General features: G+C 51.6%; 15 protein-coding genes. 7 read left to right on the top strand and 8 right to left on the bottom strand.

The features are described 5' to 3' along the window. Positions 1-149 precede the first annotated feature (149 nt). From ACQ4M4_RS06445 to ACQ4M4_RS06435, 3 genes are all read right to left on the bottom strand, one after another. Entirely contained in the window at positions 150-2,525 is a 2,376-nt protein-coding gene (locus tag ACQ4M4_RS06445; RefSeq protein WP_430683654.1) for an ATP-binding protein, read from the bottom strand. A gap of 924 nt (positions 2,526-3,449) precedes the next feature. Next, on the bottom strand, positions 3,450-4,814 hold the full coding sequence (gene glmU / locus ACQ4M4_RS06440) for a bifunctional UDP-N-acetylglucosamine diphosphorylase/glucosamine-1-phosphate N-acetyltransferase GlmU (protein WP_430683653.1): 1,365 nt from the start codon (positions 4,812-4,814) through the stop codon (positions 3,450-3,452). A gap of 117 nt (positions 4,815-4,931) precedes the next feature. Then, positions 4,932-5,870 (bottom strand): HD domain-containing phosphohydrolase, encoded by a 939-nt coding sequence (locus ACQ4M4_RS06435; protein ID WP_430683652.1) that lies wholly within the window; start codon positions 5,868-5,870, stop codon positions 4,932-4,934. Between the two features lie 700 nt (positions 5,871-6,570). Here ACQ4M4_RS06435 and ACQ4M4_RS06430 point away from each other — a divergent pair. The 7 genes from ACQ4M4_RS06430 to ACQ4M4_RS06400 all read left to right on the top strand — a co-directional run bounded on the left by ACQ4M4_RS06430 (position 6,571) and on the right by ACQ4M4_RS06400 (position 12,955). Continuing rightward, positions 6,571-7,398 carry a sulfurtransferase gene (locus tag ACQ4M4_RS06430; protein WP_430683651.1) on the top strand — a complete coding sequence of 276 codons (828 nt, stop codon included), beginning with the start codon at positions 6,571-6,573 and terminating at the stop codon, positions 7,396-7,398. Between the two features lie 210 nt (positions 7,399-7,608). Next, positions 7,609-8,127, top strand: coding sequence for an NYN domain-containing protein (locus tag ACQ4M4_RS06425; protein ID WP_430683650.1), 519 nt, complete (start codon positions 7,609-7,611; stop codon positions 8,125-8,127). Between the two features lie 291 nt (positions 8,128-8,418). Next, positions 8,419-10,041 carry a 2-isopropylmalate synthase gene (locus ACQ4M4_RS06420; protein WP_430683649.1) on the top strand — a complete coding sequence of 541 codons (1,623 nt, stop codon included), beginning with the start codon at positions 8,419-8,421 and terminating at the stop codon, positions 10,039-10,041. A gap of 175 nt (positions 10,042-10,216) precedes the next feature. Further along, a complete protein-coding gene (locus ACQ4M4_RS06415; protein WP_430683648.1) occupies positions 10,217-11,020 on the top strand; it encodes a transglutaminase domain-containing protein in 804 nt (267 codons plus the stop codon). Between the two features lie 82 nt (positions 11,021-11,102). Next, a complete protein-coding gene (locus ACQ4M4_RS06410; protein ID WP_430683647.1) occupies positions 11,103-11,939 on the top strand; it encodes a carbohydrate ABC transporter permease in 837 nt (278 codons plus the stop codon). Between the two features lie 220 nt (positions 11,940-12,159). Then, positions 12,160-12,618 (top strand): hypothetical protein, encoded by a 459-nt coding sequence (locus ACQ4M4_RS06405; RefSeq protein ID WP_430683646.1) that lies wholly within the window; start codon positions 12,160-12,162, stop codon positions 12,616-12,618. A 43-nt stretch (positions 12,619-12,661) separates the two neighbouring features. After that, complete coding sequence (locus ACQ4M4_RS06400; RefSeq protein ID WP_430683645.1) at positions 12,662-12,955, top strand: hypothetical protein; 294 nt, start codon at positions 12,662-12,664, stop codon at positions 12,953-12,955. Between the two features lie 61 nt (positions 12,956-13,016). Here the strand turns inward: ACQ4M4_RS06400 and ACQ4M4_RS06395 are convergent, their stop codons facing one another. The 5 genes from ACQ4M4_RS06395 to ACQ4M4_RS06375 all read right to left on the bottom strand — a co-directional run bounded on the left by ACQ4M4_RS06395 (position 13,017) and on the right by ACQ4M4_RS06375 (position 17,593). Then, the gene (locus tag ACQ4M4_RS06395; protein ID WP_430683644.1) at positions 13,017-14,852 is read right to left on the bottom strand and encodes an ATP-binding protein; all 1,836 of its coding nucleotides are present in this window, start codon (positions 14,850-14,852) and stop codon (positions 13,017-13,019) included. 168 nt (positions 14,853-15,020) lie between these two features. Next, entirely contained in the window at positions 15,021-16,013 is a 993-nt protein-coding gene (locus ACQ4M4_RS06390) for a ligase-associated DNA damage response exonuclease (RefSeq protein WP_430683643.1), read from the bottom strand. 39 nt (positions 16,014-16,052) lie between these two features. Beyond that, positions 16,053-16,550, bottom strand: coding sequence for a pentapeptide repeat-containing protein (locus ACQ4M4_RS06385; protein ID WP_430683642.1), 498 nt, complete (start codon positions 16,548-16,550; stop codon positions 16,053-16,055). Between the two features lie 137 nt (positions 16,551-16,687). After that, the gene (locus ACQ4M4_RS06380) at positions 16,688-17,197 is read right to left on the bottom strand and encodes a GNAT family N-acetyltransferase (RefSeq protein ID WP_430683641.1); all 510 of its coding nucleotides are present in this window, start codon (positions 17,195-17,197) and stop codon (positions 16,688-16,690) included. Between the two features lie 102 nt (positions 17,198-17,299). After that, the gene (locus ACQ4M4_RS06375; RefSeq protein ID WP_430683640.1) at positions 17,300-17,593 is read right to left on the bottom strand and encodes a hypothetical protein; all 294 of its coding nucleotides are present in this window, start codon (positions 17,591-17,593) and stop codon (positions 17,300-17,302) included. Between the last annotated feature and the right edge of the window lie 291 nt (positions 17,594-17,884).

The following is a 17,884-nucleotide window of genomic DNA, read 5'->3' as shown; positions in this document are numbered from 1 at the left end:
CTGCTGTACTCAGAGTATCAGGGCTGGCGCTGTTGTAGTGTCAGCCCTGACGCCAACGCAAGCCCACCGAATCTAACGTGTTTGTCTTGTGGGTTGGGTTCAGAGGCTGATTCTCCTGCAAGTGTGCATACCCGTTGGGTGGGGCAGGTTTAGGCATCGGTAGGGAGACTAAGATTCACCAACGGAGCCACTCGTCTCAGTTCCGGCAAGAAGACACAAAACTCGATTTTGCTATCGGCACTTTCTACCGAAATTTCGCCGCCTAAATGCTCCACCAGTTTTTTCACCAGGGCTAGCCCCAGCCCTGTACCGCTATGCTTCCAAGGATCGCTACTGGGTAACCGATAGAACTTATCAAATACGTAGGCTAGCTCGGTTTGGGGAATTTCTACCCCCGTGTTGATAATGCTGATCTCGATGCCGGAGGTTTCTGCCCGCAGCCCTTCTCTAACCGCAAGCGTAATGGTTCCACCTGCTGGCGTGTACTTGCAGGCGTTATCAATCAGCTCGGTTAGCACCCGCTCCAGCAGGGTTAGGTCGGTGGTTAAAGTCGGGAGCTGAGGTGGTAGATCAATCTGAAGATGCAGGAATGCTTCGCGAGCCCGTCGCACAAAGGATTCTGTGAGGTGAGGAACCCAACCGTAAAGGTTGAGTGTGGTGAGGGTGAGTGGTTTGGCCTCGGCATCTAGCCTTGACAAATCCAGCAGGTCGTTAATCAGCTTGGTTTCGCGGCTACACTCCTCATTCAAAATGCTGAAGTAGCGGGCGATCGCGGGTGCATTTTCATCGCTATCGGCATTTATATCCAGTAAACCTTCGCGATTCAGGCTAATTTCTAGCATTTGAATCGCCATTTTAATGTTGGCCATGGGGGTTCGCAGCTCATGGCTAATGGTGCTTAAGAAGTCATCCTTCAGCCGATTTAACCGTTCTAGTTCGGCGACTTGGGCCTGTGCTGCCTGAAACAACCGCGACTGCCGTAGGGCGATCGCACATTGACTGGCCACCATTTGCACCAAACGCAGGTCTTCTTTGCTAAAGGCAGAAAACTGTTGAGTCGTGAGCCAAAGATCGCCCAAAACGCCCTGATCATCCTGGATGGGGCAAGCCAGCATCGCCACACGGCCCCGCACCGGATTGGGCAACATGGAGCAAAACTGAAAGGTCAGTCCTTGGAGCAACTGATCGTAGATGTGGGGGAAATTGGTAATTCGAGTGATTTGCCCTTGAAACGAACATCCCGATGTAGTGTATTCGTACCGAATGGTGGAGGTGTCACGCCCCAAGTCATAGAGGGCGGCATTGCAGCTATGGGCACCCAGCGCGATCGCCAACTCTTGCACCGCTGTTTGCAAAATTTGGTCTTCATCCAGCGAATCTCGCACCTTGTCGGTAATGCGCTTTAGGGTTTCCTCCATATCATTTGCGGCTTGTAGCTGCACATTGCGAGCTTGCACTTGCCGCTCTAGCTCAGCATTGAGCAGCGTTACCTGCCGATACAGATTGGCCTGATGGATCGCCACACTCAGCTGATGGGCCACCGTTTGCACGCTTGCTATTTCCCAAGGTTGCCAGGATGATCTGGCTGGATCTCGCTCTAGAACCAGGCCACCCCACACGGTCGTTTTACCTGTGCGATCGCCCGATTTGGGTGCAGCTTCATACAGGGGAACTAGCAGCCAATTGCCCACGAATGCTCGATGCATCCGCTCATGGCTAGAATGCGGCGATGCAGCCATCAGGATATTGGCCTGCTTCATGGCCTCCACAAGTTCACCCTGCTCATCGATTATCACCAAGTCCGCCGCTGCATAGGCATCGCGAATGGGTGGGTAGATGCACGCTTTTCTCCAATGGTTTGCCGCTGGCTCTACCTCCAGTCGATATTGCAAAACCGTAACGCGATCGGCCTCTAGCATCTGAGCGATCGCCTTTGTTGCACCCGTAAAAATAGAACCCAAATCCAGCGATTGATGAATGGCCTGCAAGATCTGGTTTACCGCCTGGGTTTGAACTACCTCTGCTGTAGGTTCAAGCTCGGTTTCGGGTCGAGCCGAAGCGAGATTGACGGGGAGTTGCGGTGTTGGGGTGGTCATGGCAGGCTCGGGTTGCGGTGGGGTTGGCATGTGCCGAATCATGACTAAGACGCTTCCGGGATCTTCCAGCGACTGAATCGACAGATCAACCGCCTGCAGCCCACCCCTGAGCGATCGCAACTGGACTTGAAGCTGCTGTGGATGAGCATGGGCCAACGCTGCCTGAAGCTGCTGCCGATCGGTCGGGTAATCGCACAAATCGAGCAACGAATGTAGCATCACTTGCTTTCCCGATCCTGAAAACTCCACAAATGCAGAATTGCTGTGCAAGATGCGGCCATCCGCCTGACGAACGATAGCCGCCGGGATGGGAATGGCATCGAGCAAGACGCTGATGGTACTGCAAGCAGACACCGACTGAGCAGGGCTGAAGGTTCGTAAAGCTGACGACGGCTGAACATCCATATGGCTGAGGGATCGTTGCGTCATAGAAAAGGGTTGAGACTTGGTCGCGGAGAAGGTGCGCCAAAAGCGCAAAAGCAGGCGGTATTGTCTTGGACTTGCTTGCGGGGCAAGGGTTCCAATGAATTCTGGCGAAGTTCGCAAACGTTCGAGATCCCCAGTGCGATCGCGACACCCTGCATCAACGTGCGATCGCGTTGAAGTCAAGAAGCGGATGAACCAGCGGTCTCCACATTCACGACAGCACCAATCGATACCCATCGATGAACTGACCAATCCCGAAGATTCGGTCAGGACTGACGCAATTGAATGATGTTTGGAGCGATAAGCGCTCCAAACATCATTCAACCTCCTGGTTTTTCGGATGAGGTGCGTAAGTTCTATCGGTATAGGAATAGGGAGGTCAGTAGGGCGATCGCCTTACTGTTCTCCGCTTTAACGCTTGCCTGCCGTTTTGCACTAGCCAGCGGCCTGGATGTTAGCTCCGCTGACAATCTCGACCCTGATGGTTCTTCGCAATTGCCCAAAAGCTAGATGGCTCAACACAGCAACACCAAGTGCTACTGGCTCAAACGCTCCGTTCCCTGATTCCAATCTTGCTAACTCAATGGCTCTAACGGGTTCAAGGAGGCAACAGCATCCTTGAGAACAGAGAGCCTGATTTTGTTCCCCACACAATTCAATGCCCATTCGGGGCTTATCGATTGAACCCGATGGCTTAAGTGTGTGGGGAACGAAATTTCAACCAATTCCTGAAGTAGTGAACCGTCTCAGCAGATGCACCGCCGAGTTTGTTGCCCTTTGTGAAGGGATGTATCTTGCTCGCTATCCTAACCAAGGCAATTTGAGACAACCTACACCCATGGAAAGAAATCTATCAGGTTCGGCCAATTTTGCAAACGGCATGGGACAGTTTCAGCCCTGTGCTGTTTCTGTCTGGTACTGCTGCTGTTAGGTTGTTTCGCGCAAATGCTTGGGGCGCCAGCCCGGTTTTACCGATTGGGGCGCTCGGGCGATCGCTAAGCTGTCATCCCCTACATCTTGAGTGAGTACCGAGCCTGCTGCGATCGTCACATTTGCGCCAATGGTGATTGGGGCGACTAGCACACTGTTCGATCCTGTTTTGGTGCGATCGCCAATGACTGTCCGGTGTTTTTGATAACCATCATAGTTGGCTGTAATGGTTCCTGCGCCCACGTTAACCTGCGTTCCCAATGTCGCATCACCCAGGTAAGTTAAATGCGCTACTTTGGTGCGATCGCCCAAGGTCGTGTTCTTTAGCTCGACAAAGTTGCCAATGCGGCAGCGCTCTCCCACCTCAACATGACCCCGCAAATGGGCATAGGGACCCACCCGGGTTTCGGCCTGCACCACACTATCGCTAATGACAGAATACAAAACAGTTACGTTTGGGCCAATTACACTGTTCTCAATCATGGTTCCTGGTCCAATGCGGCAGCCCGTGCCAATGCGGGTTGCGCCTCGCAAGTGGGTTTGTGGCTCGATAATCGCATCTGGCTCAATCACAACCTGGTCATCAACGGTGATGGTATCAGGATCGATGAGAGTGACCCCTGCCCGCATCCATCGTTCTTTGATGCGCTGTTGTAACACGCCATAGGCATCGGCCAATTGCAGGCGATCGTTAATGCCCGAAATTTCCTGATAGTCCTCAACATCCACCGCCATCACCGGCTGTAGAAAGTTCACTGCATCCGTGAGGTAATACTCCTGCTGATCATTATTGGATTGCAGCGTCGGCAACACCTTAGATAAATCTGGCCAGCGGAAGCAATAAACCCCGGCGTTAATGCGGCGGTTTTGCTTTTGGGCCGTATTACAATCGCGGTCTTCTACAATTTGCGTCACGATGTTGTTTCCATCGCAAAACACGCGGCCATAACCTTTCGGGTTTGGAAGCTGGGCCGTCAAAATGGTTGCGGCATTGCCCTGTTTCTGATGCGTATCCAGCAAAAGCTGGAGTGTTTCGGGTCGCAGCAGTGGCACATCCCCATTCAAAATGAGCACGTCACCCTCATAGCCTTGCAAGTAGGGCAATAGCTGCTGCACCGCATGGCCTGTCCCTAACTGCTGAATTTGCTCAACAAATTCCAGATTGGGATAGTCGGTCATGGCTGCGCGTACGTATTCGGCTCCATAGCCGACTATCGCAAGGCAACGTTCTGGCTGAATGGAGGTCAGGCTTTCTAACACCCGAGCCAACAGCGATCGCCCGCCCAGGGGATGCAGCACCTTGGGCAAGTTAGACTTCATGCGGGTGCCCTTACCGGCTGCCAGAATTGCTACCGCTACCATACTGATGATCGATTGATTACAGGTCATCAGGGAGTATATCGCGGTTCGGTGCTGGTTTTTGTATGGGTTTGTTTAAGGTTTGCCGGGTCACGCCACAGAAAAAAAGAAGGGTTTCATTTAGGCAGCGATCGCTCGATCCGAAATGAATGCCGCAAACTTCTCCATCAATTCAGGATTGCGCCATCCCTTTTCTGCCTCTTCAGCCATGATCCGCAGCGACTCCTCGGCAGAAAGAGCCGGCTTGTAAGGCCGCTCATGGGTCAGCGCATCAAAGATATCAATCATTTGAAACACCTGCGCCAGATACGGAATATCGTTACCCACCAGCCCGTCTGGGTATCCCGAGCCATCCCACCGCTCGTGGTGATGACGAATAATGGGCAAAACTCCCCGCATGGTGCGCAGTGGTTGGCAGATCCGCTCTCCAATCTTCACATGCTGACGCATGACTTCCCACTCTTCAAGAGACAGGCGATCCATTTTGAGCAACACATTATCGGGAATGCCAACCTTGCCAATATCGTGCAGGTAGCCACCCCACATCAAATCGCGAATTTCAGCCCGTGATAAGTTCAAAAACTCACCAAAGGCCTTTCCCAAAGAAACGAGGCGCTCACAGTGGTCCCCTGTGTTGGGGTCGCGGCTCTCAATCGTTCGAGCAATGGAAAATAGCACCTGACCAGCATGGTCTAGATCTTCGTTGAGCCGCTTTTGCCGAATCAGCGACTTAACCCGCGCAGATAGCTCTAGCTGATCAAACGGCTTGGACAGAAAATCATCGCCTCCTGCCTCAATCCCTCGGAGCCTGGCGCGACGATCGTTGAGGGCGGTCACAAATACCACGGGAATGAGGCGGGTTTGGTCGTCTTGCTTGATCTGGCGGCAAACTTCATAGCCATCCATACCCGGCATCATGACATCCAGCAGGATGAGATCCGGATCGGACTCCACAACGCAAGATAAAGCGGCTGTGCCACTTTCAGCCTCCAGCACGTCATAGCCCTCAACCGACAACAGCGCGACGGCTGTCATCCGGCTTGAGGGATGATCATCCACTACTAGAACCTTAGGTCTGTCTGTTTCGAAGCCGTTCACGGGGAAGTTTTCACCTCATCAATCTGCAAGGTTGATGGATCATGCTCGCGTTTTGCTAATTCAAACCAACTGTTAGTGATGATGCCCAAAAACATTCAACAGTTTACTCAGAGTGAACGTTTCTTCAGTATGTTGATGAGACTAGGCGGGGGGAATCCGGTTTTTTACGGAGATGCCCGTTGCAAAACGAAACATTCCAGGAACACAAGGATTTAAGGTTAGTCAAAATTTAAATTTGAGTATTTATTTATAAAACTTGATGTGAGTAGTTTAAATCAAGATTACCCCTGTCAAATAAATGCTGAGTCAAATTTGAGACTTGGTCAACTCTCAAGCTAGATGCCTAGAAGCATTGCTCTAAAACCAACCCAGCTACTAATACGAAGCCATCTTCTCAGAGTAGCGATTTTCTGAAAAATTGCCCTGTTTTGATACTGCAGTTCTTCATAAATTTACGTATTCCCGCGATTCCGAACGCTTTTGAGCCAAAAAAAAATGGCGTATCGAGGGACAACTCTTGCGTACACTCAACCTAAGGGGATGAGCCGCGAGAATGCTACGCGCTTGATTCTGGACACTTGATTCTGGGCAAACGGGCCTAGCCAGGCTGTGAGTTGCGGTAGGCTGACAATTTTTATCGAACTTTTAGAGATTTGTAGATATGGCGGAGCTTGCATTGCATTCACCAATCTTATCGATAGATGAATTGCGGGGTTATTTAGGGCATCCGGGTGTGGCGATCGCCGATTGCCGATTCTCCCTGGCCGATCCAGCGTTGGGCTATCAGAAATATCACGCTGGACACATTCCTGGAGCGGTCTATTTTGACCTTAACCGCGATTTGTCTAGTCCAGTGGAGGTGCATGGGGGCCGTCATCCCTTGCCAGACCCACACGAGTTGGCAAAAAAGCTGGCTGCCGCCGGAATTTCGAATGGCACCTGGGTGGTTGCTTATGATGACGCTCGATTTGGCTTTGCGGCTCGGTTTTGGTGGTTGCTGCGCTATATGGGGCATACCCAGGTTGCTCTGCTGGATGGGGGCTTTGGGGCGTGGCAGGCGGCGGGTTGCCCAGTGACAAGTGAGCCGTCAACACCACAGCCTGGAACGTTTATTCCCCAGGTGCAGTCTCATATGGTTGTGGATATTGAGCAGGTGCGATCGCGCAAAGACTTGCCAGGTGTGGTGCTGGTCGATTCTCGCGAAGCAGAGCGATATTTGGGCCAACGAGAGCCGATTGATCCGGTGGCAGGCCACATTCTTGGGGCTGTGAACTATCCCTGGCAACAGGTTACGGATGATGCTGGAAGGGTGCGATCGCCTGAGGCACAACAGCAACGCTGGGCTACGGTAAAAGATGCATCTGAACTGATTGTGTATTGCGGTTCGGGAGTGACCGCCTGTGTCAATCTACTATCTCTGGAATTGGCTGGTGTTTCTAACACAAAACTCTATCCTGGTAGCTGGAGTGATTGGTGCTCCTATCTGTAGAATCTATAAAAACGATAAGTTCACCTCTTCTCAATCTTTTCGACAACAGAAACTCATAGGTTTTCCATATATTTGGAGGTGAGACTGAGAAAGATATCTTGAGGCAAAACGGTGATGGCGATCGCCAGCTCTCTGCCGACTACACATAGCTTCGTTATACTCAAAACACTTAATAAAACGCTCCAGCGAAATTCTTAGGCTTAACCCTTTATGACAGTAATGAACCGTCTCTCCATATTTGTGGACGGCAACAATATGTTCTATGCCCAGCAAAAAAATGGTTGGTTTTTTGACCCCAGACGAGTGCTGGATTACTTTCGCAACGAACAGCCCGACACTAACTTAATCAACGCCTTTTGGTACACCGGCCTCAAAGATCCCCAAGATCAGCGAGGCTTTCGCGATGCACTGATTAGCCTTGGGTATACCGTTCGCACCAAAATTTTGAAAGAATACTACGACGACAATTCTGGCAAGTATTCTCAAAAGGCGAATTTAGATATTGAAATTGTCGTTGATATGTTTAATACCGTCGATCAATACGATCGCGTTGTCTTGTTTAGCGGCGATGGAGACTTTGAACGGGCGATTGAATTGCTCCGTTCGAAAAATACGCATATCACCGTTGTTTCTACGGAAGGAATGATTGCTCGCGAACTGCGCAATGCCACCGATCGCTATATTGATCTGAACGACATTCGCCCCAGAATTGAGAAGGTAGATCCTTAGGGAGGGATTAGAGGCTAGGGGCTAGGAACTAGACGGAAGATGCAGGAGTTGGGAGAGCTTGGGTCTGGATTTCTGCCGAAGGCGGAAGTTCTTTCTTCTAACTCTAGCCTCCACACCCTAATCCCTAGCCCCTACCTCTTTCCCCGAATCCGCTAACTCCGTCTTAAAATAGCAATTAACCCAGCTGGGGGAATTCTCCTGGCAAAAATTGCTCAATCATGAGACATCATCACCTGTCCATTGGCAGGTGATCTTGTTTTAGCTGTTAAATACATCTCTTGTGAACATGCCATGAACACACCATCCAAGCCAGAACGCATCATCATCTTCGATACGACCCTCCGAGATGGAGAACAGTCTCCCGGCGCCACGCTGAATGTAGACGAGAAGCTGACGATCGCGCGTCAACTGGCACGACTGGGTGTGGACGTGATTGAAGCTGGATTTCCGTTTGCGAGTCCGGGCGATTTTGAAGCGGTGCAAAAGATTGCAGCTCAGGTGGGTACTCCCGATGGCCCCACCATTTGTGGATTGGCTCGCGCCACCAAGCAAGATATTGAAACCGCAGCCAAAGCATTGAGCCCTGCTGCCAAGCCTCGAATTCACACCTTTATTGCCACGTCAGATATTCACTTGGAGTACAAGCTGCGCAAGAGCCGCCAAGAGGTGTTGGAAATCGCACCTGAAATGGTGGCTTATGCCAAGTCATTTGTGGATGATGTGGAGTTTTCGCCGGAGGATGCAGGGCGGTCTGATCCGGAATTTTTGTATCAGGTGTTGGAACGGGCGATCGCCGCAGGTGCTACCACCATCAACATTCCCGACACGGTGGGTTACCTGACCCCCAGCGAATTTGGTGCGTTGATCAAAGGCATCAAAGACAACGTTCCCAACATTGACCAGGCCATTATTTCCGTCCATGGTCACAACGACTTGGGATTGGCCGTGGCCAACTTTTTGGAAGCAGTGAAGAACGGGGCGCGCCAGTTGGAATGCACCATTAACGGCATTGGCGAGCGGGCCGGAAACGCCGCGTTGGAAGAATTGGTGATGGCGATGCACGTGCGTCGCCAGTTTTACAACCCGTTCTTAGGCCGTCCGGTTGATTCGGAAGAACCCTTGACCAACATTGATACCCACCAAATCTACAAGACCTCGCGCCTCGTCTCTAGCCTGACGGGAATGCTGGTGCAACCCAACAAGGCGATTGTCGGGGCCAATGCCTTTGCCCATGAATCGGGCATTCACCAGGATGGGGTGCTGAAGCACAAGCTCACCTACGAGATCATGGATGCGCAGTCCATTGGCTTAACCGATAACCAAATTGTGTTGGGTAAGCACTCGGGTCGCAACGCCTTCCGCACTCGCCTGAAGGAGTTGGGCTATGAGCTGGCCGATCAGGAGCTCAACCGCGCGTTCCTTCGCTTTAAGGAGCTAGCCGACAAGAAGAAGGAAGTGACCGATTGGGATTTGGAGGCAATTGTCAACGACGAGGCGCAGCAAGTGCCCGAGTTGTTCCGACTGGAGCATGTGCATGTGTCGTGTGGCGACCATGCTCGGCCTACTGCTACCGTGATTTTGCGCACGCCCGATGGCGAAGAGCTCACGGATGCGGCTATTGGCACGGGGCCAGTGGATGCGGTGTACAAGGCGATTAACCGCGTGGTGGATATTCCCAACCAGCTGATCGAATTTTCGGTGCAGTCGGTAACGGCAGGCATCGATGCGATTGGCGAGGTGACCATTCGGTTAAAGCATGGCGACCACATCTTCTCAGGGCATGGGGCCAACACCGACATTATTGTGGCGTCGGCTCAGGCTTATATGAATGCGCTGAATCGACTTTATGCCAGCTTGCAAACGGGGCGATCGCTGCACCCTCAGCATGATGAAGTCGCCTCTGTGGGTGGCTAGCTGATGGTGGTCTAAACTCTCGTTTGGTTGTTCAGGGGGAACTGTCTGTTGATGGTTCCCCTTTATGATGACAATTGGCCAAACTTTGCCTGTTGAGCCGTAGCTGTGATGGCGAGTTGGCTACAGCGATGAAGACCATTGATGAACCCAGTTGGGCCGTACCGAGCACCCCCTTATGCAGCTAGAAGCCGGATGTCAGTTAGTGTTTGAAGCCGAGGAGGCATCTCCCTTAGTGTTGATGCTGCGGCCTCGCAGTGGCGTGGGGCAGTGGGTGATGCGAGAAGAGTATCAGCTAGAGCCAACGGTGCCCGTGGTGGAATACACCGACAGCTACGGCAACCTGTGCCAACGTATGATTGCGCCAGCGGGGCGGTTTCAGGTGTATACGCTGGCCTGCGTAGAAACCAGCGACACCATTGATGTGGAACCAGATGCGCCCTATGTAAGCGTTGAACACTTGCCCAATGACGCGCTGCAATTTCTGCTGCCAAGCCGATACTGCCAGTCGGATATGTTGGGCAGTTTGGCGCAGCAAATTGTGGCAGAGCGATCGCCCGGTTATGCACAGGTCGAGGCCATTCGAGCCTGGATCCATGCCGAAGTTCGATATGAATATGGGACGAGCGACGCTTCTACCTCTGCGGCAGATACGGCAGAAAGTCAGGTTGGCGTGTGCCGAGACTTTACCCATTTGGGCATTGCCTTGTGCCGCAGCCTCAACATTCCAGCTCGCATGGTGGTGGGCTATCTGTATCAGCTAGAGCCGATGGATTTGCACGCTTGGTTTGAAGCGTTTGTGGGCGATCGCTGGTATACCTTCGATGCTACCCAGCCGGAACCACGAGGCAACCGCATTGCCATTGCCTATGGGCGTGATGCGGCAGATGTGGCCCTGGCAACTCAGTTTGGCCCGATCTCACTTACCAGCATGAATGTATGGGTGAAGGGAATTGACTCCTCGGCCCAGCCAACGCCGTAAACTTAGAATCAGCTCAGCCGACATCGGCAGTAACCCTAGAGCCAATGATGGCCCATCAAGTGTAAGTAGAAGCAGTAGGCAGATGACCGTGACAAAAACCTGGATTAAAACGGCTGGAATTTACCTACTGCTGGGGGCGATCGCGCTTGTCATGCTGCTACCGCTGGTGTGGTTAGTCAGCACGGCATTCAAATCGCCTAGCGAGAACCTGTTTACGTTTCCGCCCCAGTTTTTGCCGCAAGCACCCACGGTTCAAAACTTTGTTCAGGTTTGGAACACCAATCCCTTTGGCCGCTATTTGTTCAATAGCACTCTCGTCGCCCTGCTCACGGTCACGCTTAATCTGGTGTTTTGCTCACTGGCGGCCTATCCATTGGCGCGGCTTCGCTTTCGCGGTCGAGAAATTCTGTTCAGTCTGGTAGTTGCTACCATTCTCATTCCCTTTCAAATCGTGATGATTCCGCTGTACATTTTGGCGGTGCAGTTGGGATTGCGAAATAGCTACCTGGGGCTGATTTTTCCGGCGATCGCCTCAGCGTTTGGTATCTTTTTGCTGCGGCAAGCCTTCCAAGGCGTTCCTAAAGAATTGGAAGAAGCCGCCCGTATGGATGGCTGCTCGGAACTGGGCATTTGGTGGCATGTCATGCTGCCTGCGGTGCGTCCTGCTTTGGTAACGCTGGCCATTTTTGTGTTCATTGGGTCTTGGAGTGACTTTTTGTGGCCGCTGATTTTGCTCGATCAGCCGGAAATGTACACGTTGCCGCTGGGTGTGGCGAAGCTGGCCGGAGCCTTTTCGGGCGACGACTGGCGACTGATTGCGGCGGGTTCTGTGATTTCGATCGCGCCAATTTTGCTGTTTTTTGTGGTGATGCAGCGCTACATTGTTCCCACCGAAACCAGTAGCGGGGTTAAGGGGTAAATTTACGCAGAACCGTTGCTGTTTGTGAAGCCCTAGTAAAGCAGTTGATATACTGAAAAGAAAAAAGCAAACATTTACGACTGTCATACAGAGTCCAGGGATAGCGATTTTTCTACGATCGCAAATGTTCCTGAAGCACGGCTGGCTGAGTGAAGATGTGATGAAGTAGACATCATCTACATCCGTATATCAACTGTTGTAAGTAGGAATTGGGCAAACCATGCGAGATAGGAGCGATCGCTACCAAATTTCGGCTGTAGCTGCCCCGTCTAAGCCCAAGCGATTGGGAGGGTACTTGCTAGAGGCTGGCTTGATTACAACCGATCAGGTGGATGTAGCCCTGAATGATCAACGTGCAACGGGTATGAAGTTTGGCGAGGTGGTGGTTGCACGCGGTTGGGTAAAAGAGCAAACCGTTGAGTGGATTGTGCAAAAGGTAATTAAGCCTGAGCGCAATGCCTATCAACGGTGGGAACAGCAGCAAAAGAAAATAGCGGCTGAACAGCTGAACCGCAATCCTAAGGTTGCCATGGGCCATATTCCAGAGCCGTCCGCCCGCTCTAAATCAACTCCTGTGGTGTCTCCGCAACCGATTCGTCCGCAACCCGTTCCCGAGAAACGCCCGCCCTCTTCTGCTCCATCGGCTCCTTTGGTGGACGATGTGAACTGGTTAGGTTAAATTAGTACACACGCACTCTGTTTTGGCGTGGTACAAACGTGTTGTGAAAGCCCGTATCGAAGACGATATCTTATACGTCCAGCAAGAGGACTTACCCGAATACAAGAAGAAAGGCTCGATTGTCCGCAACAGCTACTTTTGGGCTTTGAAGGCGATCGCCGCCCATGCACCCTATGAGCGAGATTGGGAATTTGATGCCGAGGTGTGGGTCGCTTTGCAGCGTGTGCTCTTATCTTTTGCAAACTCTGGGTACTTAGGTCTGCGAGAAACTACGTTGGAGTTTCCGACGGATACCACTATTCCCGAGGATCTACGCGCGGTCAGCACATGGCAGTAATGTCTGTTCTTGAGGAATCGAAACACCCGTTTTGTGTGCACAATCCGTACACAAAAAGCCGTTAACCCGAACTGACGTTAGGTAGCTGAATGCGAAACTCGGTTCCCTCGCCAGGAGTTGATCGGCAGGTAATTTTGCCTTTGTGGTTGTCTTCAATAATTTCGCGGCTAATGGATAGGCCCAGCCCTGTGCCAATGCCGACAGGCTTTGTGGTGTAAAACGCCTCAAAGATGCGGTCCATTTTTTCCGTTGGAATGCCGCAGCCATTGTCTGCAATGCTGACGGTGACCCAGTTTGTGTCGTGCTTGAGGGTAATTTCGATTTTGGCGTTGCAGGGTGGTAAGTGTGCATCTGCCAACTTGGCGGGAGTGGTAGAGCAGGCTTGGCTCTCATCCAACGCATCCACAGCATTGCTCAAAAGATTCATAAAAACCTGATACAGCAAGCCGCTATAGCCTTGAATGGCTGGAACGCTATTGTAATTGCGAACGATCGTTACTTTTTGCTTGATGCGATTGTTCAGAATCAGCAATGTGCTGTCCAAGCAAGCGGCCAAGTCAACGGAGTGGGGTTCCGCATCATCCATGCGAGCAAAGTTTTTGAGGCTCAGCACAATTTGGCGAGTGCGATCGGCTCCTAGTTTCATGGATTGCAGCAACTTGGGCAAATCTTCTTCTAAAAAGTCCAAGTCCATTTCATGGGTCTTGGTTTGAATTGCCATGGTAGGGTTGGGCATTGCGGCTTTGTATAACCGCAGCAAATCGAGCAGATCGGCAACATAGTGATTGGCATGATCCAAATTGCCATACAAAAAGTTGACTGGGTTGTTGATCTCGTGAGCAACGCCAGCCATCATACGGCCCAGGCTCGACATCTTTTCGCTTTGAATCATTTGCTGCCGCTGTAACTGTTGCTGGGCTTCGGCGGCGGCTTGCTGTTCTTGCAGTAGGTGCTTTACTCGCTGAATGAGGCGGTTGAGAGAATCTGCCAAGACTCCAACCTCGTCTTGGGTCGTGACGGGAGCTTGCAAATCAAAGTTGGCGTCGCTGGTGACTTGGCGCGCAACGCGGGTGGTGGCAATGAGCGGATAGGCGATCGCCCGACTAATATAAATGGCCATGAAAATAGACAGAGCAATCGAGACAATCGCGCTGCCCAAGACAATGTGCAACCGCAGCAGTTCTGCCGCTTCCAAATCTTGAAGCGCTTGATCCTCCAAAATTTGCATACTGGTTCGTACGCGGCTCAGCCGTTGCGAGAACTCATCCAGCTTTAGGACCGTTGGGCTTTGGTAAAACGCTTCAAATAGCTGCTGTTCCCGTAAGCGCACATTAACCAAGTCGCTATCGTCGTCAAGGGTATACGCCTGAGTGAGTAGGGCTTCGATTTGGCTCAAATATTGGTCTACGGCCCTGCGATTTTGCAAAAGCTGAGCCAACGTGGTGGTATCGCTATCCTGAACTGATGCTGGATTGCGAGTGGCAAACTCCTCAAAATCTGCCATAAGCAATCGTGCGCGATCGATGCGCAACTTGATTGAGGAATATTCAAACTGAAATTGTCTAGGATTATGAATGAGTCGGATTAGCTGCTGCTCGCGAGAGCGGATTTCGAGCAGAGCCATTTGCAGGTCGCTGGTCAGCTTTTCTTGTTGAGAATACAGCTCCTGCTGAGCCGCTACTTGGGAGCGAATTCGGTTCCCAACCGCCAATCCCGCTAAACTTCCAAAGGTTGCCATGCCAAGCACCAAGGCATAGCCCAGCCCGATTTTGGTGCCAATGGTTAACCGACGTAGCACATGATAAGGCAGCACCTTGAGCCTGCTTGCGCGATCCACAGAAGCAGTCTGGCGGTCAGCCACAACTTTAGAAATATCGGAAGGAAGTTCGGCAGTCATTCGGTGACGGTATGGAAATGAGAGGCAATGCTTGGTAAAACTTTATACGTCACTATAACCTGAAACTCTAAATGGCTCGACTGCAGCCCATTGAGGTAACGCATTAAAATTACACAAGTATCAACTCTGCTTTAAACTTCCCAGAGCTGATGCACTCTTCACCATTACCTAAATATCTCCTTCTCCCTCAAATAGGGTTCGTAATGGCATTGCGTTTATCCCAAACACTTCGGTTAAATAGCGGGCCAACACATCCGTTTGGCCATGGGTTACATAGACTGTTTGGGCTCCTGTTTCGCGCACGGTGTTGACCAATCCTGGCCAATCGGCATGATCCGACAGGACAAACCCGCGCTCGTAGCCTCGGCGGCGACGGGCTCCTCGCACGGCCATCCAACCCGATGCAAACGCTGTTTGAGGATGACTGAAGCGCTTCATCCATGATGAGCGATGGCCAGAGGGTGGAGCCAGAACAAGGTCGCCGTTGAACTTGTGGCTGCGCGGCAGGTCCGAAGTAGGAATTGTGGGGACCATGGGCACTCCCACGTTGCGGTAAATTTCGGTTAACGCATGGATGGCCCCATGTACGTACACCGGCTGATCGGTAAATTGGGTGAGTTCGCTTAAAATTCGCTGGGCTTTGCCAAAGGCATAGCAAAAAAGGAGGGAAGGGCGATCGCGATCGCCCTTCCACCAGTCCACAATTTGTTGACAAATCGTTGGCCCACTATCCCATCGGTAAATGGGCAATCCAAACGTTGCCTCTGTAATGAACGAATCACAGGGAACCACCTCAAACGGTTCGCAAGTTGGGTCGTGATTGCGCTTGTAATCGCCAGATACCACCCATACCTCGCCATCGCACTCGACCCGCACCTGTGCCGAGCCCAGCACATGTCCGGCTGGATGTAGCGATACCCAAACATCGCCAAGCTTGAGGCTTTCGCCATATTCCACGCCCTGCAAATTGACATCATCGCCCAAGCGCTTGCGCAAAATTCCCTCGGAAATGTGGGTTGCAATATAGCGCTGAGACCCCGATCGCGCGTGGTCAGAATGGGCATGGGTAATGACAGCCAACTCAACCGAACGCCAGGGATCGATGTAGAAGTTTCCCCTCTCGCAATACAATCCCTCGGGCCGTACGGTGATGAGTGTCATAGATTCAGACAAGGTAAGAGCAACGGTTAGGAATAACAGTTAGGAACAACCTAGCGACTCGCGAGTATCTACGCCGGTGATGGGGTTGGTGCCAGTGGCTGTTTTGCACAGGGCAACAATTTGTTGGCGATCGAGCACGGCATCGGTGAAGTCTGCACCATCCACCTTGGCATCGCGAAAGCTGGACTTGAGCATGAGCGCGGAGGTTAGCACGGCATCGGTGAGGTCTGCGCCCGAAAAATTGGTGATATAGGCAATGCCGTTACTAAAGTCGATGCCGTGCAGGTTGGCATTTTTTAAGTTGGAGCCGTTAAACACAGCTCCTCGCAAATCGGCACCGCTGAAGTTAGCTTCTTCTAAACGAGCATCGGCAAATTCTGCTTGGACGAGACTTTGGCCTGAATAGTCGCGAGAGGTGGGCTGTACATCGTCAATCGCGCGAATGGCGGCAGAGCTAGCAGCGTGTGCTGGCAACGGCCCGGTTAGCAACAGGATGGCAGCAAAAAAAATTCCGATGATGAGTCGAAACGCAGGCATAGGGTTGGTGTGCAAACTTGTTCACCCATAACGGTAACATTTTTTAATCTGAGTTCTACGCAGGGCGCTTGGGTCTGCGGCTTGAAAATTGCCCTGGAAACAGAATTGCTGGGATCAACTGCTCACAGGCTCAATGGTCAATCGGTGTGGGAGATGGAGTACTGCACAAGATGGGGATTGGGCTGGGATGCTGCAGGGTGCTGCTGAATTTGAGCTCCCAATTTTTCCAGAACGCGTCGAGCGGCTAAGTTCTGCCCATGTACGTTGGCAAACAGGCGATCGCGCCTCAAGGTTGAGAAGGCGTATTGCACAACTGCCTGGGCAGCTTCGGTGGCATACCCTTGAGTTTGCTCGGACGGATGGATGACGTAAATGAGCTGAGGTTCTGCGATCGCAGAAAAATAGTAAAACCCGCAAAAGCCAAGAGGTCGCAGAGTTGTGAGCCGGCACAACAGCCACAATCCAAACCGTTCGCGCGTGAAGCTGAGTTGACTATTGGCGATCGCTACCTCTGCCCAGCTGCGAGATACCGTACGGTTGTCAAACAAATACTTTTTAACGTGAGTTTGAATACACAGGAAATGAATCCAATCAATATCATCGTGCATCAACGGACGTATACAAAGGCGTTCAGTGATGACTTGCATTGAAAGCGAAAAACAATAAAACGGTTTGTCGTTAGCTGGTTATTCGATAGCGGTCAGAACTTTAGATTGAAGGGGAAGATCTTATGTCAACTTGGCGTGTTTTTAAGTTGACTTCGGTTGAGGAAATCGATTTGCTAACCATTTCCAAAACTCATCATCTGACTGAATTTGTGATGTGTGACCCGTGCTGGGATCGAAAATGTGGCAGCGCAATGTGCCTTGATGATCGCGGGTGTACCAAATGGCGGGTTCTTCGCCTGCTAGTAACCGAGCAGAGAGCGATCGCTTAAGTCGCTCTATCCATTGCACAATTGGGGCTGGAGGATATTTCGGTTCTAGCAGGCATGCGTCGGGCAACAGTTCTAACTGTTTGTAAGTTAGCCAGCGGGTGTCCATAGCTACCTCTATCGTGTCTTGATGAACTAAGGGGGCAAAACAAGAAAGGCGTTGCAAAAAAACGCATCAACACGGCGTGACCATCAACCTGTGGATTGCTCTGAAGGTTACCGATAAGCCAATGTTGCGCAGTAAAAATTGCCTGACAGATCACTGAGCATGATCCGCGTTGCAGAGAGCAGCACCAAACGGCAAAGATTTCAGCGCTGCCTTACCGCCGCCTATTCCTAATTCTCACCATATCCGGCAGATATTTCGCAAACATCGCAATTTAGATAGAGACTGTAGCAA

Origin of the sequence: Leptolyngbya sp. AN02str, assembly GCF_050565595.1 — a bacterium.
Taxonomy (GTDB): Bacteria; Cyanobacteriota; Cyanobacteriia; order Elainellales; family Elainellaceae; genus Kaiparowitsia.
The sequence above is the reverse complement of the archived record's forward strand: the minus strand, read 5'-3'. Positions and strand labels throughout refer to the sequence as shown.

Excerpts from the sequence above, each read along its gene's own strand:
- ACQ4M4_RS06445 (WP_430683654.1), bottom strand. The coding sequence starts at position 2,525 with ATGACGCAACGATCCCTCAGCCATATGGATGTTCAGCCGTCGTCAGCT.
- glmU (WP_430683653.1), bottom strand. The coding sequence starts at position 4,814 with ATGGTAGCGGTAGCAATTCTGGCAGCCGGTAAGGGCACCCGCATGAAG.
- ACQ4M4_RS06430 (WP_430683651.1), top strand. The coding sequence starts at position 6,571 with ATGGCGGAGCTTGCATTGCATTCACCAATCTTATCGATAGATGAATTG.
- ACQ4M4_RS06425 (WP_430683650.1), top strand. The coding sequence starts at position 7,609 with ATGACAGTAATGAACCGTCTCTCCATATTTGTGGACGGCAACAATATG.
- ACQ4M4_RS06420 (WP_430683649.1), top strand. The coding sequence starts at position 8,419 with ATGAACACACCATCCAAGCCAGAACGCATCATCATCTTCGATACGACC.
- ACQ4M4_RS06415 (WP_430683648.1), top strand. The coding sequence starts at position 10,217 with ATGCAGCTAGAAGCCGGATGTCAGTTAGTGTTTGAAGCCGAGGAGGCA.
- ACQ4M4_RS06410 (WP_430683647.1), top strand. The coding sequence starts at position 11,103 with ATGACCGTGACAAAAACCTGGATTAAAACGGCTGGAATTTACCTACTG.
- ACQ4M4_RS06405 (WP_430683646.1), top strand. The coding sequence starts at position 12,160 with ATGCGAGATAGGAGCGATCGCTACCAAATTTCGGCTGTAGCTGCCCCG.
- ACQ4M4_RS06395 (WP_430683644.1), bottom strand. The coding sequence starts at position 14,852 with ATGACTGCCGAACTTCCTTCCGATATTTCTAAAGTTGTGGCTGACCGC.
- ACQ4M4_RS06390 (WP_430683643.1), bottom strand. The coding sequence starts at position 16,013 with ATGACACTCATCACCGTACGGCCCGAGGGATTGTATTGCGAGAGGGGA.
- ACQ4M4_RS06385 (WP_430683642.1), bottom strand. The coding sequence starts at position 16,550 with ATGCCTGCGTTTCGACTCATCATCGGAATTTTTTTTGCTGCCATCCTG.
- ACQ4M4_RS06380 (WP_430683641.1), bottom strand. The coding sequence starts at position 17,197 with ATGCAAGTCATCACTGAACGCCTTTGTATACGTCCGTTGATGCACGAT.
- ACQ4M4_RS06375 (WP_430683640.1), bottom strand. The coding sequence starts at position 17,593 with ATGGACACCCGCTGGCTAACTTACAAACAGTTAGAACTGTTGCCCGAC.